This is a genomic window from Neorhizobium galegae bv. orientalis str. HAMBI 540, assembly GCF_000731315.1.
Lineage (GTDB): Bacteria > Pseudomonadota > Alphaproteobacteria > Rhizobiales > Rhizobiaceae > Neorhizobium > Neorhizobium galegae.
This window is the reverse complement of sequence record NZ_HG938353.1, coordinates 2,307,576-2,321,976: the sequence shown is the minus strand read 5'-3', so window position 1 is coordinate 2,321,976 and position 14,401 is coordinate 2,307,576. Positions and strand designations below refer to the sequence as shown.

The 14,401-nt window shown below is 62.5% G+C and carries 16 protein-coding genes; 3 read left to right on the top strand and 13 right to left on the bottom strand.

Annotated elements, in window-relative coordinates:
• Positions 1–30 precede the first annotated feature (30 nt).
• The 7 genes from RG540_RS11520 to RG540_RS11490 form a co-directional block, all read right to left on the bottom strand.
• Complete coding sequence (locus tag RG540_RS11520) at positions 31–771, bottom strand: tyrosine-protein phosphatase (RefSeq protein WP_038587931.1); 741 nt, start codon at positions 769–771, stop codon at positions 31–33.
• 1 nt (position 772) lies between these two features.
• The gene (locus RG540_RS11515) at positions 773–1,636 is read right to left on the bottom strand and encodes a carbohydrate ABC transporter permease (protein WP_038587928.1); all 864 of its coding nucleotides are present in this window, start codon (positions 1,634–1,636) and stop codon (positions 773–775) included.
• Positions 1,626–2,576 (bottom strand): carbohydrate ABC transporter permease, encoded by a 951-nt coding sequence (locus RG540_RS11510; RefSeq protein ID WP_038587925.1) that lies wholly within the window; start codon positions 2,574–2,576, stop codon positions 1,626–1,628. The genes RG540_RS11515 and RG540_RS11510 overlap by 11 nt, the downstream gene beginning before the upstream one ends.
• Before the next feature lie 81 nt (positions 2,577–2,657).
• Complete coding sequence (locus tag RG540_RS11505; RefSeq protein WP_038587922.1) at positions 2,658–3,953, bottom strand: ABC transporter substrate-binding protein; 1,296 nt, start codon at positions 3,951–3,953, stop codon at positions 2,658–2,660.
• A gap of 22 nt (positions 3,954–3,975) precedes the next feature.
• A complete protein-coding gene (locus tag RG540_RS11500) occupies positions 3,976–4,818 on the bottom strand; it encodes a metallophosphoesterase family protein (protein ID WP_038587919.1) in 843 nt (280 codons plus the stop codon).
• A gap of 95 nt (positions 4,819–4,913) precedes the next feature.
• Complete coding sequence (locus RG540_RS11495; RefSeq protein WP_038587916.1) at positions 4,914–5,549, bottom strand: TetR family transcriptional regulator; 636 nt, start codon at positions 5,547–5,549, stop codon at positions 4,914–4,916.
• 68 nt (positions 5,550–5,617) lie between these two features.
• Positions 5,618–5,947 carry a hypothetical protein gene (locus RG540_RS11490; protein WP_038587913.1) on the bottom strand — a complete coding sequence of 110 codons (330 nt, stop codon included), beginning with the start codon at positions 5,945–5,947 and terminating at the stop codon, positions 5,618–5,620.
• A 187-nt stretch (positions 5,948–6,134) separates the two neighbouring features.
• On the opposite strand from RG540_RS11490, the gene RG540_RS11485 reads away from it, so the two are divergent.
• Positions 6,135–6,746: a DUF922 domain-containing Zn-dependent protease gene (locus RG540_RS11485; protein WP_038587910.1), complete on the top strand. Its 612-nt coding sequence runs from the start codon at positions 6,135–6,137 to the stop codon at positions 6,744–6,746.
• Between the two features lie 64 nt (positions 6,747–6,810).
• On the opposite strand, the gene RG540_RS11480 is transcribed toward RG540_RS11485, so the two are convergent.
• Positions 6,811–7,716: a DMT family transporter gene (locus tag RG540_RS11480; RefSeq protein ID WP_038587907.1), complete on the bottom strand. Its 906-nt coding sequence runs from the start codon at positions 7,714–7,716 to the stop codon at positions 6,811–6,813.
• Between the two features lie 87 nt (positions 7,717–7,803).
• Here RG540_RS11480 and RG540_RS11475 point away from each other — a divergent pair, with 87 nt between their 5' ends.
• Both RG540_RS11475 and RG540_RS11470 read left to right on the top strand, forming a co-directional pair.
• On the top strand, positions 7,804–8,733 hold the full coding sequence (locus RG540_RS11475) for a LysR family transcriptional regulator (protein ID WP_038587904.1): 930 nt from the start codon (positions 7,804–7,806) through the stop codon (positions 8,731–8,733).
• A gap of 65 nt (positions 8,734–8,798) precedes the next feature.
• The gene (locus RG540_RS11470; protein WP_038587901.1) at positions 8,799–9,116 is read left to right on the top strand and encodes a hypothetical protein; all 318 of its coding nucleotides are present in this window, start codon (positions 8,799–8,801) and stop codon (positions 9,114–9,116) included.
• Between the two features lie 4 nt (positions 9,117–9,120).
• On the opposite strand, the gene RG540_RS11465 is transcribed toward RG540_RS11470, so the two are convergent.
• The 5 genes from RG540_RS11465 to RG540_RS11445 are packed head-to-tail and all read right to left on the bottom strand — an operon-like array spanning position 9,121 to position 14,330.
• On the bottom strand, positions 9,121–9,876 hold the full coding sequence (locus tag RG540_RS11465; RefSeq protein ID WP_244446653.1) for an SDR family NAD(P)-dependent oxidoreductase: 756 nt from the start codon (positions 9,874–9,876) through the stop codon (positions 9,121–9,123).
• Positions 9,869–10,753: a polysaccharide deacetylase family protein gene (locus tag RG540_RS11460; RefSeq protein WP_038587897.1), complete on the bottom strand. Its 885-nt coding sequence runs from the start codon at positions 10,751–10,753 to the stop codon at positions 9,869–9,871. Before RG540_RS11460 ends, RG540_RS11465 begins: the two co-directional genes overlap by 8 nt.
• Before the next feature lie 18 nt (positions 10,754–10,771).
• Positions 10,772–12,487: a dipeptide ABC transporter ATP-binding protein gene (locus RG540_RS11455; RefSeq protein WP_174479284.1), complete on the bottom strand. Its 1,716-nt coding sequence runs from the start codon at positions 12,485–12,487 to the stop codon at positions 10,772–10,774.
• On the bottom strand, positions 12,484–13,359 hold the full coding sequence (locus RG540_RS11450) for an ABC transporter permease (RefSeq protein WP_038587893.1): 876 nt from the start codon (positions 13,357–13,359) through the stop codon (positions 12,484–12,486). Before RG540_RS11450 ends, RG540_RS11455 begins: the two co-directional genes overlap by 4 nt.
• On the bottom strand, positions 13,359–14,330 hold the full coding sequence (locus RG540_RS11445) for an ABC transporter permease (protein ID WP_038587890.1): 972 nt from the start codon (positions 14,328–14,330) through the stop codon (positions 13,359–13,361). Before RG540_RS11445 ends, RG540_RS11450 begins: the two co-directional genes overlap by 1 nt.
• Positions 14,331–14,401 lie beyond the last annotated feature (71 nt).

Genomic DNA, 14,401 nt, shown 5'->3' with positions numbered 1-14,401 from the left:
GCTGCTCTTCTCGTTCACGACCTTGAGGTCCTAGGCCAGGCGGTTGCGAAGCTTTTCCCGCTCGGTTTCATCGAGGCCGAGCGTAGAGAGATAGGCCTCGACGCCGCCATGGCGACGGCGGATATGGTCCAGCGCCTGCCGCATGCTGCGTGGTTCGGAGGCGAGGACGATATCGACCAGTTCCGGCGTCGTCCCACGACCAAGTGCCCGTTCCCGTAGCCTTGCAATCAGCGGTCCGGAGATGGTCGCCGTCAGAGCATAATCTTCAACGATGGTTGCCTCATCGACGTCGGCATTGGCGAGCAGCAGCGCCGAAATCACACCGGTGCGGTCCTTGCCGGCGCTGCAATGGAAGAGCACGGCGCCATCCGGCGCGTCGGCGATGGTCTTCAGGACTTTGGCAATGGCCGGCTGGCAGTTGTCGATCGCCTGGCAATAGCGGTCGCCCATATCGAAGCTCGCCACCGCATTCGCCATCATCTCGACGGGCGCCAGCGCCGAAAACAGCGGCGTATTGTAGTAGCGCACCCGAGCGTGACCGGCGAACGGGTTGGCTTCGGCGGCGATCTCGTTGGCGTTGCGCAGGTCGATGACGGTGGCAAGTCCGTTGTCCAGCAAGGTTTCGATATCGGCCTCGCTCAACCGGTGCAATGCGTCGCCGCGCAGGATCGAGCGCCAGCGGGTCGGGCCGCCGTTCGAGGTCTGGTAACCGCCGAGGTCGCGGACATTGTGGGCGCCTTCCAGCGTAATCAGGCGTTCGTAACTCAGCATATCAGCGGATTCCGGATTTCATGAAGGATTCGATGACGTGGCGCTGCAGGACCAGGTAGATGATCAGGATCGGCATGCTGGCGAGTGCGGCAGCCGCCATCAGCGGCCCCCAGAGATTGCCCTCCTGGGTCATGAACATCTGCAGGCCGATCTGGACGACCGAGTTCTCCGGCTTTCTCGACAGAAGCAGCGGCCAGAAATATTCGTTCCAGGCGGAGATGAAGGCGATGATCGACAGCGAGGCAATCGGCGCGCCCATATTCGGCACGACGATCTGCCAGAGGATCTTCCAGCTTCTGGCGCCGTCGATGCGCGCCGCTTCGAGGATCTCGGTCGGGAACGAACGCATCGCGTTGTAGAGCAGCAGGATCGCGAAGGCATGCGCCGCATTCGGCACAATCAGACCGGTCAACGTATCGAGGAGGCCGAGCCGCGAGGCGAGCACGTAGTTGGGGATCATCGTGACCTGGAAAGGCACCAGCCACGAGAGCGCGATAAGCCCGTGGATGACGCCGGAAAGGCGCATGCGCCAGCGCACCAGCGCATAGGCCGCAAACAGGCCGGTGACGACCTGCAGGATCGCGGTGGCGGCGGATACGATCGTGGTGTTGATCAGCATCCCGATCATCGGAATGCGGGTCAGCACGAAGACATAGTTTTCGAGCGACGGGTTGCTGGGCCAGAGCGCGGTGGAGAAGATCTCGTTTTCCGGCCGAAGCGAGGTGACGATCATCCAGTAGATCGGAAAGATGGACAGGAAGGACAGGAGGATCATCACCGCATGCACTGCAAGCCGGCGGATGCCACCGAATTTGAGGCTGCCGGAAGCGACCGCAATGCTGTCAGGGGAGGCGTCAGTTGTCATAGATCGCGAACCTCTTGGTCAGCCACATGCAGCCCGCCGCGATGACGGCAAAACCGGCAAAGGCAATCATTCCGGCCGCCGAGCTCCAGCCGGCCGACATGGTCTGGAAACCGTATTCCCAGAGCAGGTAGAAGATGTTGGTGGTCGATTTCAGCGGGCCGCCATTGGTGAGCACGTTGATATAGGCAAAGCTCCACTGCGCCCCGAACAGGATCGTCATCATCGACAGAAGCAGGATGGTCGGCGAAAGCAGCGGCAGGCGGATATCGCGGATGATCCCCCAGCGGCTGGCGCCGTCTATGCGCGCCGCTTCGATATAGGAGGGGTTGATGCCGGCATTGGCGGCGGAAAACAGCAGGGTGGAAAAGCCGATCAGCTTCCAGCCGGTAATCCAGGTCAGCGTCGCAAGCGCGTATTTCGGATCGGTCAGAAAGCCGATGCGGCCGAGGCCGATCGTCTCCAGGCCGAGCGTGATCAGCCCCTGGTCCTCGTTGAGCAGCCAGCGCCAGAGGATGGCGGCGACCACGGGTGCTACGATCATAGGCACGAAGATTAGCGCGCGATAGATCGTCCGGGCGCGGCCTTCGAGATCCTGGGTCCAGATCGCCACGAAGAGCGGAACGATCACCGACATCGGGAATAGGCCGAGAATGTAGAAAAGCGTGTTCCAGAGGGCGGCGCGCATCTCGGGCAGTGCGAACAGGCGCTGGTAGTTGGTGAGGCCCACATAGCGCTGCGGCGCGGTCGGCAGCATGTTCCATTGGTAGAAGGAGAGCTGGAACGCCTCGAGCAGCGGCACATAGGTCCACATCATCAGAAGGCAGAGCGCCGGTGAGAGATAGAGCCAGGGTTGCACGGTGAATGCGCCACGCTGGCGGGCAGCCACGGGCACCCGGGCAAGGATGAGCGGTCTTGCGAGATCGGCCTGAATATCGGTCATGGAATTTTCCCCGAAAGGATCCCGAGGGGACAAGGATGCCGGACAGGAAAGCGAGACCCGCCCGGCATCTCCTCGTAACAGTTACGGCATCAGGTCCTGGCCCTGGTCCTGGGCGGCTTTCAGCGTGGCGATCGGATCGCCCTTGCCGAAGACGGCTTCGCGCACCGAGTCCATCATCATTTTCTCGACCTGGCGGTAGTTCGGGCCGGGGAAGGCGACGTTGGCGGTGAGGCGGTTCAGCTGTTCCAGGTTGGCGCGGAACATCGGGTTCTCCTTGACCCACGGGCCGAGGTAGTTCGGATCATCAACGATATCGAGGCGCAGCGGCAGGTAGCCGATCTTGCTGGTGATGATCGTGTAGGCTTCCTTGCTCGTCAGGTATTTCAGGAGTTCATAGGCCGCACGCTGCTTGGCCGGATCCTTGCTGAAGACGAACAGGGCGCTGCCGGAATTGGTCGGAGCGGTCGGCTTTTCGTCGAACGAAGGCATCGGGGCGATGCGTAGGTCGAACTTGCCCTGGGCGGCCTTCTTGTAGGCGCCGAGCGTCGCGGTGGTATAGACGAACATGCCGAGATTACCGGCCGCAAACGTATCCGAGCCGCTGGCCGGGTCGATCTTGGCATGGGCGCCGCTATCGACCATGTCGCGCAACATCTTGACTGCTTCGGCGGCATTCCTGTCCGCGAATGTCAGCTTGTTGCCGTCGCGTACCTTGCCGCCGTTCGACATGACGATTGCCTGGTAGACGAAGGTGCCGTCGCTCGGGCCGTAGGCGCCGGGGAAGAAGCCGTTCTTGCCGGTCTTTTCCTTGATCGCCTTGCCCGCGATGTTGACGTCGGCCCAGGTCTTCGGCGGGTTGTTCGGGTCGAGGCCGGCCTGCTTGAAGAGGTCGCCGTTGTAATAGAGGACGGGCGTCGAGAAAGTGTAGGCGAGGCCATAGGTCTTGCCGTCGACCTTGCCGAGTTCGAGGCCCTTCGGGATCATGCCAGAAAGGTGTTCTTTCAGTTCCGCCGGGCTCACCATGTCTTCGAGCGCATTGCCGCCGAGGTCGCTGGCGATAAAGATCAGGTCGCGGAAGGTGAGCTGGGCGACGTCCGGCTGCTTGCCGGCGACGATATCGGCCTGGACGCGGTTGATGATCTCGTTCGACGGAACGGCCACCGTCTCGACCTTCACGTTCGGGAACTTCTTCTCGAAGCCGGCGATCAGTTCCTTGGTGGCCTCGGAGCCGATTCCGGCGGACGCGAGGTTGTAGTTGTAGAAGCTGATCGTGACCGGCTTGTCGACGTTTGCCGGCATTTCGGCAAACGCACCGACCGGCAGAATGGAGGCGGCGGAAAGCGTCGCCATCAGCTTGAGCGTGGTTCTGCGCAGCATTTTGCGTGTCTCCGGGTGAGGGTTATTCAGCGGCGACGGGCATTGCCCGGGCCATCAGAAGTTCCAGCGGATAGGTATTGAGCTCGGCGCGGTCGGACGGCAGCGGCACGAAGGCCATGGTGAGGCCGGACGGGCGGATGGTGCCGATCCCGAAGGAGGCGCCGCGCACCATGCGCAGGATGTCCGTGCGCAGGATGTCGGTGGCGGCATGCTGGCCGGTGCCGACCACCACCGGGATACCATGCCAGACCGAGACGCGGTCGTGATGGATATGGCCGCTGAGGATGCCGATGATGTTGCGGCCCTTCAGCAGTTCGCGGAAACGTTCCGACTGCGGAAAGTGGATCGTCCGCCAATGGGCGGCATCGGCTTCCTCGCCGAGCGCCGGCGGGTGGTGGACGACGATCAACTTCGGCAGGTCGGGGTGGCTGTCGAGGGTCGAGGCGAGCCAGTCGAACTGTTCCGGATCGATCGTGCCGCCGATCAGGCCGGGCGTCGTCGAGTCGATGGTGATGATGTGGATGCCGTCGATGATCGTGTCGTGGTCGTAGGGCGCATCCGGATCGTCGGTCTCGATGCCCATGCCCTCGTAGAAGCCGGGGCGGGTGTCGTGATTGCCGAGCGCATAGATGACCGGCACATCGATCCTGGCGTCGATGATCTCCTTCAGCCGGCGAAAACTTTCCGCATCGCCACGGTTGGTAAGGTCGCCGCTGGCGATCACGAATTGCGGCTTCGGCGTTACGGTCGCGACCAGATCGAGCACCTGACGCAGCGTCTCGGTCGTGTCGCTGTGGAGGTGGCTGTCGTCGGCGGTGCCGATATGCAGGTCGGTCAGATGGATGAATGTCGTTTCGCGTCGCACCGGATGCCTCCATGGATGACGGTTTCGTCAGGAGGACCGTTAGAAGGGGTTTGTTTCCTGCGCGTGACGGATTTCGAATGCCGTTCGAAACCGGTTCAGCGGCGGAACATCGGTGCGATCACCTCGACCATACGGGCGATGACGATGTCCGGATCGTCGAGGTCGATGCCATAATTGGTCAGCACTTCGGTGCGCGACCGCGAGCGGGTGACTTGGGAGCGGATGCCGAGCGCGCAATTGAGCCGCCAGCCGATGTCGACGTCGTCCAGCCAGGGCGCGATCCGCTTCAGGTGCGGGACGAAGGCCCGGTGATGTTCGACGTTATCGATGATGCGGCGGTAGTGCGGCGCGCGTTCCCGGTGGGTCTTCGCCATCGAGGTGAAATGCGACAGGACGGGATAGCTGGAGGTCGGGTCGAGGCTCCAGCGGATCGACGGGCCAACCAAAGCTGCGATGACTTCATCGAGATCGGGCGGATCGGGCGCCCGCCGGTCGACGGCTTTGCGAAGCAGGCTCAGCCTCTCGGCATTGAGCCGCCGGTAGACGCGCTCTGCGACCGCTGCGACAAGCTCTTCCTGCGAGCCGAAATGGTAGCTGATGGCGGAAGGCGTCGCATGCGCTTCGATGGCAATCCGCCGCGCGGTCAGATCCTCCAGAGCCTCGGCTTCGCAAAGCAGATGCTCGCAGGCATCCATGAGCCTCATGGCTGTGAGATTGGCGCGGCCGTGCATGTTCTCACCCTCGACAACTCCAGTCTAGGGCGCGTTTGTGTATGGTGGATGACAGCGCGGAAGAACGCCTAGGACAAGTCGGGGCCTAAGTCGGGACGGATCGTCTTTTTGTCGGGCTCGCGGGCGAAGGGCGCGGGCCAGCTGTCTCTTTCGTCATCCGCATCCTCGCCATCCCGAAACTCATCCATGCGGTGTTTGATGGCAAGGGCGTAGATCGTATCGAGGATGTTCTTGTCGCGGAGGTGCGGGTCGGTCAGTCCCAGCAGCGCTGCCCGGACGATCTTCTTGCTCGATGTCTTCGGGCAGCGTTTGGTGACGAATTTGAACAAGGCGTCGTCGGTGAGGCCATCCATCGCACCATCGACCAAGGCCTCGTAGACCTTTCGCTTTTCTCCCATTCAACTCCCCCATGCCAAGTCAAAACACTTAGTCACATAACTGTCATCATCCATTTTGAAGGAAATATGGCAAGGGCCTGGAACAAAAGTCGCGATGGACAGCGTTCACGGAAAACATGTTTGACGAATTGAAACGGCGCTGTGGCATCTCTAGGTTCACCGCAGCAACGCGATTGGGAGGAAAAGAGTGAAGATAGGTGCAGGAATTCTCGCGGCCCTCTGCCTTGGGATGGTGCCCATGGAGGCGTCGGCGCAGAGCCAATGGCAGCCGGTCGAGCAGGTCCAGGCCTATCCCATCACCGGAGATTCCGGCGTTGATCTATACGCTTCCATCGGACAGCTTGGTCCCAAGATCGGCAAGGAGGTTCGCGCCATCGCGCACACCAATTTCAAGCTCACCTGGACCCGCGATTACCAACCGCAGCCTGACGGTGCCTGCACGCTGGTTTCGGCGCGGCCGAAGCTGGTCATCACCTATACGCTGCCGAAGCCCGCATCGGCGCTTGCTCCCGATCTGAAGAAGAAATGGGATGTCTTTATCGCCGGCGTCTACAAGCACGAACTGGTTCACGGTGTGATCATCACCGACATGGTGAAGGAGATCGAGCGGATGAGCGTGGGTCTCAGTGTCGCCAACGATCCGCAATGCACGAAAATCAGGGCAGAACTGACGGCCAAGCTCGGCGAGATTTCGAAGGCGCAGCAGAAGCGCAGCAATGATTACGATCGGATGGAGATGAGCGAGGGCGGCAACGTCCACCAGCTCATCCTGCAACTGGTGAACGGCACCGGCAAATAGTCTGCTGCAGATTGATTCAGAAATTGGCCGGAAGGCGCTGTTTTTCCGATGAATTCTGCGGAAGCTATCTCTTGCGCATGACATTGACGACGAGCACGCCAAAGATCGCCATGACGCCGCCGATCGCGCCGATCAGGGTCGGCACCTCGCCGAGCCAGAGGAAACCGATCAGGGTTGCGGTCGGAGGAACGCCGTAAAGGAAATTGGAGGCCCGGGCGGCGGACAGTCGCTTCAAGGCGATCGCCCAGGTGACATAACCGATCGCAGTCGGGAAGAGCACCAGATAGACGATGCCCCAATTCACCTCTGCCGGGGCGGCGGCAAGCGCCTGCAAGGTGGACGGTACCGCCGGCAGCAGCGGAATGGAACCGATCAGCATCAGCCAGGCGGTGACGGCCAAAGCGGGCATGCGGCCGAGGATTGGCTTCTGCAGCACGCTTGCAATCGCCGAACAGAGGGCGGCGCCGAGAATGAGGATCGCATTCGGATCGAGATCGAACCCGTCTTCACCGGAAGCAGCGATCAGTGCCACGCCGGCAAAGGAGATTGCCGTTCCGACCCAGCCCCAGCGGCCAAACCGCTCGCCAAGCGCGAAGATGGCGATAAGGGCGGTGAAGACCGGCATGGTGTTGATGATGAAGCTTGCGGGGCCAGCCGCCACGGTTCGCTCACCCATGTTGAGGAGAACGGCATAGGCCGCGATGAAGAGCACGGCCGCGACGCCGAGGCGAAGCAGATCGCTTCTGGCCGGAAGGGCTGGTCGGGCAGCGACAAGATAGACTACGGCGATCAAGGCGGCCGGGACATAACGTGCCGTCGCAAGCTCGATCGGCGTCAGCGGCCCGAGCGCGATGCGGATGACGGCGAAGGACGAAGCCCAGAAGACGATGGTCACCAGGATCGCCAGGAAGGCGATCACATCAAACCCGTGTCTCTCGTCCGTTCCCGTATTCATGGCGACGGTGCTCATCTCTTTCTCCCTGGAAGCTTGCCAGTTGGGATTTAGCCCTTCTCATCCGTGCTTGAAAAGCACCGCAATCGATGATCATATGTGCCTATGGTTCACAGCTCGCAGACTTTGCCACCACTTGATACGCTTGAGACCTTCGCCCGCGCCGCGCGTCTCGGATCGTTTTCCGCGGCGGCGGAGGAGGGCGGGGTCACCCATGGTGCCGTCTCTCGGCAGATATCCCGCCTGGAGCGCTGGATGGGCGTGCGGCTTTTCTCCCGCGAGGCTCGGGGTGTGACGCTGACACCGGAAGGCACACGGTTTTTCGCCCGCGCGGAGGAAGCGTTGGCCCTGCTCGGGGATACGGACGAGCGGTGGCTGCCCCGCCGCAATAAGGCGGTCGTGCGGCTTTCGGTGACGCCGTCGGTCGCCTCGCTCTGGCTGTTTTCGCGGATGCCGAAGCTGGAGGCCGCCGACATCCATCTGGAATTGATCCTGGAGCATCGGCTGGCGGATTTCAGCGAGGGCATCGACCTGGCGATCCGCTGCGGCAAGGGGCCATGGGCCGGCGTGCGCAGCCTGCCGCTCTGGCAGGAGAAACTGGTGCCGATCGCCGCTCCGGTCATCGCCGAACGTCTCGGTGGAAGGTCAGATGCAAAATCTCTGCTGGAGCTGCCGATCCTGCACGATTCCAATGTCGAGGCCTGGCGGCGCTGGCTGGCCGTCGAGAATCTCGATTACGTGCCGCGCGGGCAGGACCGGCGGTTCGAGGATTATAACCTGGTGATCGACGCCTGCGCGCATGGCCTCGGCATCGCGCTCGCCCGGCCGCCGCTTGCGGACGCAGCACTTGCCTCCGGCCGGGTCGTCGTCGTGTCGGAGAGAGCCATCGATCACCACGTCGCCTTCCACCTGATCCGTCCGAACGACGCGATGAAAGCGTCCGCCTCCGAGTTTTCCCAGCGCTTCCTGCTGGAGGCCGGACTCGACGAGACGGCTATCACTGCCTTCATCGCGCCTGGGCGGGGAAGGGGTTAGCGGCTCCATTGGCAAATGCTGCTCCGGCTCTATTTGCTCCGAAAATTGGATATGAGGAGCATCCCATGAGCACAAAGGCGACGATTGCGAGGATCTGGCGGGGGCGTACCCGTGCCGCGATAGCCGACGAATATGAGGCCTATCTACTCGAAACGGGCATTCCGCCACTCCTCAAGACCGCGCTTGCGGTCCAGCTTTTCCGCGAGGAACTGGGCGACGAAACGGAATTCGTGACGACGTCCTATTGGCCGGACTTCCAATCCATGGCGACGGTCACCGGCGGCGATCCGAACAAGGTGCATCACCTCGACCGCGACCCGCACTATCTCGTCGAGCTGCCCGAGCGGGTGGCGATCATGAAAATCCTCATCGATCGGAACTAAGGGGTCAGCGGACCCACTGGAACCCGTCGATCTGGATGTCCTGACCCGTCAGGAAGTTAGGCTCGGATGTCGCGAGGAAGGTGACGACGCTTGCGACGTCCTGCGGCGTTCCGACCCGCTTCAGCGTGATGCCAGCCGCGAGTTGCGCCTCCCGGGCTTCGATCATCGCGTTCGAGCGCTCGGTCTTGATGACGCCGGGGCAGATCGCATTGACGACGATCTCCGGTCCGAGCTCCTTGGCGAGCGCCTTTGTCATGCCGAGAATGCCGGCCTTGGCTGCCGTATAGGAAAACTTGCTCACCGCACTGGTGACGCCGCCGGTATGGGCGTTCATCGACGACATGTTGACGATCCGCCCGCCGCCGCTGCGGCGCATGATGGGCACCGTCGGCTGGATATAGTTGAAGGCCCCCTTGAGGTTGATGTCGATCGTCGCGTCGAATTCCTCCTCGGAAATCTCCTCGATGCCTTTCGCCATCGACCGACCGGCATTGTTGAACAGGACGTCGATCCGGCCCCATTTCTCATCCACCTCGCGCACGATTTCCGCCGCGCGCTTATGGTCACGGACATCGGCGATGAAGGTCAGTACGTCGCGTGACAGGTCGCGGATTTCCTGCGCCGTGCGGGCAAGATCGTCTTCGATCAGGTCGACGAGGACGATATCGAAGCCGTGACGGGCAAGATCGAGCGCGCAGCCCCGTCCGATCCCGCGTCCGCCGCCGGTTATCAACGCAACCTTACGGGACACATCACGCACCACCATTCTCCCTGGCGAAACGGGCGATATCCGCGTGGGTGGCGAACCAGACGCCCTCGTGGCCCTGGATGTGCCTGATCAGCTCTTCCAGCACGAAGATGCGCGAGCGGTAACCGGACACGTGCGGGTGCATGGTCAGAAGGAACAGCCCGCCTTCGATATAGGCGCGGTCGAATTCCCGCTTGAAGATATCGAGCACGGAGGTCGGCGGCGTATATGGGCGGAGCGCGGTAAACCGGTTCATGTTGAAATAGACCGCGTCGTCGCGGATCCATTCGACCGGCAGTTCGACCATGCCGGTCGGCTCGCCGTCCTCGACCAGTTCATAAGGGTCGTCATCGGCCATCAGCGAGGAATCGTAGATGAGCCCGAGTTCGCGCTCGATCTTCAGCGTCTCGTAGGAAAAATCCCAGGACGGCGTGCGCATGCCGACCGGGCGGATGCCGGTGATCTTTTCGAGCGTATCGGCGGCGCGGAAATGCAGTTCGCGTTCCTTGTCGGCCGGAACCTTGGTGTTCACCTCGTGAATCCAGCCGTGCAGGCCGATCTCGTGGCCTTCGGCGATGACACGCCGCTGTTCGTCCGGATAGAGGAGGGCCGCGACGGCCGGCACGAAGAAGGTCGCCGGGACGTCCGCGTTCTTCAGCGTTTCGAGGATGCGCGGCACGCCCATGCGGTTGCCGTATTGCCCCTGGGACATGCGACCGATCGATTCACCGCCGTCGCGAAGCTCGTTGGTCTCATGGTCGCTGTCGAACGAAAGAGCGACTGCGCAACGCGCGCCGTCCTTCCAGGCTTTCGGCTTCAGCGAGCGGCCGGCTCGCACCTTGTTGACCTTGCCGCGCCAGGTGGCTTCGTCCCACTCCCAGGGTTCCATGTCCCATTCTCCCTTTTGTTATTCTGCTGCCTCAGGCAGGACAGGCACGGCTGCGAGCAGCCGCCTGGTGTAATCGTGCTGCGGATCGGCGTAGATCGTCGATGCCACGCCTTCCTCGACGATCTTCCCGCGATACATGATCGCTACGCGATCGCAGAGATGGCGGACGACGGACAGGTCGTGGCTGATGAAGATCAGCGAGAGATCGAGTTCGGCGCGCAGGCGGATCAGCAGGTTGATGATCTGCGCCTGGATCGACACGTCGAGCGAGGCAACCGGCTCGTCGCAGACAATCACATCCGGCTGCATGGCGAGCGCGCGAGCGATCGCGATACGCTGGCGCTGACCGCCGGAGAATTGATGCGGGAAACGGTTGGCGAAGGTGGGATCAAGCCCGACCGCCGCCAGCCAGTCTTTGACATAGGCGGGCGCTTCGGCGCGGGTCACCAGCTTGTGGGCCAGCGGACCTTCGGCGATGATGTCGCCGATCCGCATGCGGCCGTTCAGCGAGGCGAATGGATCCTGGAAGATCGTCTGGATGCGGGTGGTGATTTTTCGCGCATTGCGGCCGTCGCTCATCACCGGCTTGCCGTTGAGGCGGATCGTGCCCGAGGTAGGGACCGTAATGCCGGCGGCCATGCGGCCGAGCGTCGATTTGCCGGAACCGGATTCGCCGACGAGGCCGAGCACTTCGCCGCGCTTCAACGTGATCGAGACGCCATCGACCGCCTGCACGACCGGCAGCGGCTGGGAAATGCCGGACTTGATCGCCAGGTTCCGGAACAGGCCGGCCGGCTTTTCGAAGCGCTTCATCGCGTTGTCGATGACCAGATAGGGGCTGCCGAGGGGCGGCAGGTTCAATGTCGCCGACTTGCGCGGCGGCGGTGCCGCATCGGCAATGCCGCTGCCGCGCAGCAGCAATTGGCCGGGCTTGGCGCGTGAGGGTAGCGCGTCGAGCAGCGCCTTGGTGTAGTCGTGCTGCGGGCGGGTGAGCACGCCGAGCGCCGGGCCGATCTCGACGATATTGCCGAACCTCATCACCGCGACGCGGTCGGCGATCGACGAGACGATGGCGAGGTCATGGCTGATCCAGATCAGCGCGGTGCCGAGTTCGGCTACCAGTTCCTTCATCTCGGTAAGGATTTCCGCCTGGATCGACACGTCGAGCGCTGTCGTCGGTTCGTCGCAGATGATCAGTTTCGGCCGGTGCAGCAGGGCGATGGCGATCGCCACACGCTGGCGCATGCCGCCGGAGAATTGGTGCGGGAAAAAATCCGCCTTGCGTTCCGGCTCGTCGATGCGGACCTGAGCCAGCGCCTTGATAGCTCTTTCGCGGGCATCGGCTGCGCTGATGTTTTCATGCGCTTCGAGGGCCAGCTTAATCTGGGTGCCGATGCTCAGGACCGGGTTGAGGGTCATCATCGGATCCTGGAAGACCATCGAAATGGTCTTGCCGCGGATGGCGCGCAGCTCATGTGCGGATAAGCCGATCAGTTCGCGGCCTTCGAGTTTGATCGAACCCTCGACGATACGGCCAGGCTCGTCGATCAGGCCGATGATCGAGAAGCCGGTGATCGACTTGCCGGAACCGGATTCGCCGACGAGGCCGAGGACTTCGCCCGGCGCCAGCGAAAACGAGACGCCGTCGACCGCCTTGATCTCGCCGCGTCCGCTCGGGAACCAGGTCTTGAGATTGGTGACTTCGAGAAGCGGCCCAGTCATCGTTTCGGTCATCGGCGGAGCCTCGGATTGAGCTGGTCGCGGATCTGGTCGCCGACGAGGTTGAGAGAGACGATGAACAGGATCAGCGCCACGCCGGGATAGATCGAGATCCAGTAGCGGCCGGACAGCAGGTACTGGAAGCCGTTGGCGATCAGCATGCCGAGCGACGGTTCGGTTGGCGGCAGCCCGACGCCCAGGAAGGAGAGGGTGGCTTCGAGCGAAATGGCGCTCGCTACCTGCACCGTCGCAACGACGATCAGCGGCGGCAGCGAATTGGGCAGGATGTGTTTCAGCACGACACGCCAGGGCGACAGCGGGATGGAGAGCGCCGCTTCGACATAATCCTTCTGCCGTTCGGCGGATGCCGCGCCATGGGCGGTTCGGGCGAAATAGGCGTATTGGGCGAAGATCAGCGCCATGATCAGCTGGTAGCGGCCCTGGCCGAGAAGGGCTGCGATCACGAAAGCGAGCAGGATTGCCGGGAAGGACAGCTGCAGGTCGATGATGCGCATCGCGAGGCTTTCGAAACGTCCGCCGATATAGGCAGCCGAGCAGCCGACCACCGCGCCGATGACGAAGGCAATGCCGCCGGCAATCACACCCATCTGCAGCGAGATGCGCAGCCCGTAGATGATCGCCGACAGGAGGTCGCGGCCTTGCGAATCCGTGCCAAGCCAATGGGTGTAACCGCCGGTGCCGACATAACCCGGCGCACGCCGTGCATCGCGCAGCACCAGGCTGGTCAGGTCATACGGGTCCTGCGGGGTGACCAGGGGCGCGACGATCGCAGTCAGGACGATCAGGAGGACGACCATTGCCGCACCCGTCGCGACCTTGTTGCGGAAGAATTCCTCGAGGAAACGGCCAAGCAGAGTATCGCGCATCAGGCACGTCCCTTTCGCAGGCGCGGATCGAGCAGCGCATAGGTCAAATCGACGATCAGGTTGATGACGATGAACAGGAAGGCGACGAGCATCAGGTAGGCGACCATGACCGGCCGGTCGAGCGAGGTGATGCTGTCGATGATCAGCTTGCCGAGACCGGGCCAGGAAAAGATGGTTTCGGTGACGACCGCAAAGGCGAGCGTCGAGCCGAGTTCCAGACCGAAGACGGTGACGAGCGGAATCGAGATCAGCCGCAGCACATGCCGGCTCAGCACCGTGAATTCCGACAGGCCGGCGGCGCGGGCGAATTTCACCGTGTCGCTCAGCATCAGTTCGCGGGTACCGGCACGGGCGAGCCGGATCATCAAGGAGAACTTGAAGAGCGCCAAGTTTAGTGCCGGCAGCACGAGATGCGCAAGCCCGTCGCCGGTGAGGAAACTGAAGTCGACGCCGAACAGGCTGACCGTTTCGCCGCGCCCCCCGGCCGGCATGCAGCCGCATTGCACGGCGAAAACCATGATCAGCATCAGGCCGAACCAGAAGGTCGGCACCGAGAACCCCAGGATCGAGATCGCCATGATGGCACGGGAAATCAGGCTATGCGGCCGGTAGCCGGCATACATGCCGATCGGGATGCCGACGAGGCTGGCAAATAGAACGGCTGCGAGCGTCAGTTCCAGCGTCGCCGGCAGGCGGGTGAGGATCAGCTGGCTGACCGGCATGCTGTAGACGAGCGAGCGGCCGAAATCGCCTTCGATCAGCCTGCCGAGAAAGGCAAAATATTGACGCCAGAGCGGCTGGTCCAGCCCGTATTGGGCGATCACCGCGGCGCGAATATCCTGCGTCGCATCCGGAGAGATCAGCACGTCGATGGGATTGCCGACGGCATAGACGCCGCAGAAGACCAGCGCCGACATCGCGATGACCACGATCGCCGCCTGCCACAGGCGCTGCAAGATGAAACCTAACATATGTTCCCCGTCTTATCCCTCTGTCCCGTCTTCTGCGGGTTTCGTGGAGCCAAGCGCCGAAGGGCCTGGCA

Excerpts from the sequence above, each read along its gene's own strand:
- RG540_RS11520 (WP_038587931.1), bottom strand. The coding sequence starts at position 771 with ATGCTGAGTTACGAACGCCTGATTACGCTGGAAGGCGCCCACAATGTC.
- RG540_RS11515 (WP_038587928.1), bottom strand. The coding sequence starts at position 1,636 with ATGACAACTGACGCCTCCCCTGACAGCATTGCGGTCGCTTCCGGCAGC.
- RG540_RS11510 (WP_038587925.1), bottom strand. The coding sequence starts at position 2,576 with ATGACCGATATTCAGGCCGATCTCGCAAGACCGCTCATCCTTGCCCGG.
- RG540_RS11505 (WP_038587922.1), bottom strand. The coding sequence starts at position 3,953 with ATGCTGCGCAGAACCACGCTCAAGCTGATGGCGACGCTTTCCGCCGCC.
- RG540_RS11495 (WP_038587916.1), bottom strand. The coding sequence starts at position 5,549 with ATGCACGGCCGCGCCAATCTCACAGCCATGAGGCTCATGGATGCCTGC.
- RG540_RS11490 (WP_038587913.1), bottom strand. The coding sequence starts at position 5,947 with ATGGGAGAAAAGCGAAAGGTCTACGAGGCCTTGGTCGATGGTGCGATG.
- RG540_RS11480 (WP_038587907.1), bottom strand. The coding sequence starts at position 7,716 with ATGAGCACCGTCGCCATGAATACGGGAACGGACGAGAGACACGGGTTT.
- RG540_RS11475 (WP_038587904.1), top strand. The coding sequence starts at position 7,804 with ATGGTTCACAGCTCGCAGACTTTGCCACCACTTGATACGCTTGAGACC.
- RG540_RS11470 (WP_038587901.1), top strand. The coding sequence starts at position 8,799 with ATGAGCACAAAGGCGACGATTGCGAGGATCTGGCGGGGGCGTACCCGT.
- RG540_RS11460 (WP_038587897.1), bottom strand. The coding sequence starts at position 10,753 with ATGGAACCCTGGGAGTGGGACGAAGCCACCTGGCGCGGCAAGGTCAAC.
- RG540_RS11455 (WP_174479284.1), bottom strand. The coding sequence starts at position 12,487 with ATGACCGAAACGATGACTGGGCCGCTTCTCGAAGTCACCAATCTCAAG.
- RG540_RS11450 (WP_038587893.1), bottom strand. The coding sequence starts at position 13,359 with ATGCGCGATACTCTGCTTGGCCGTTTCCTCGAGGAATTCTTCCGCAAC.
- RG540_RS11445 (WP_038587890.1), bottom strand. The coding sequence starts at position 14,330 with ATGTTAGGTTTCATCTTGCAGCGCCTGTGGCAGGCGGCGATCGTGGTC.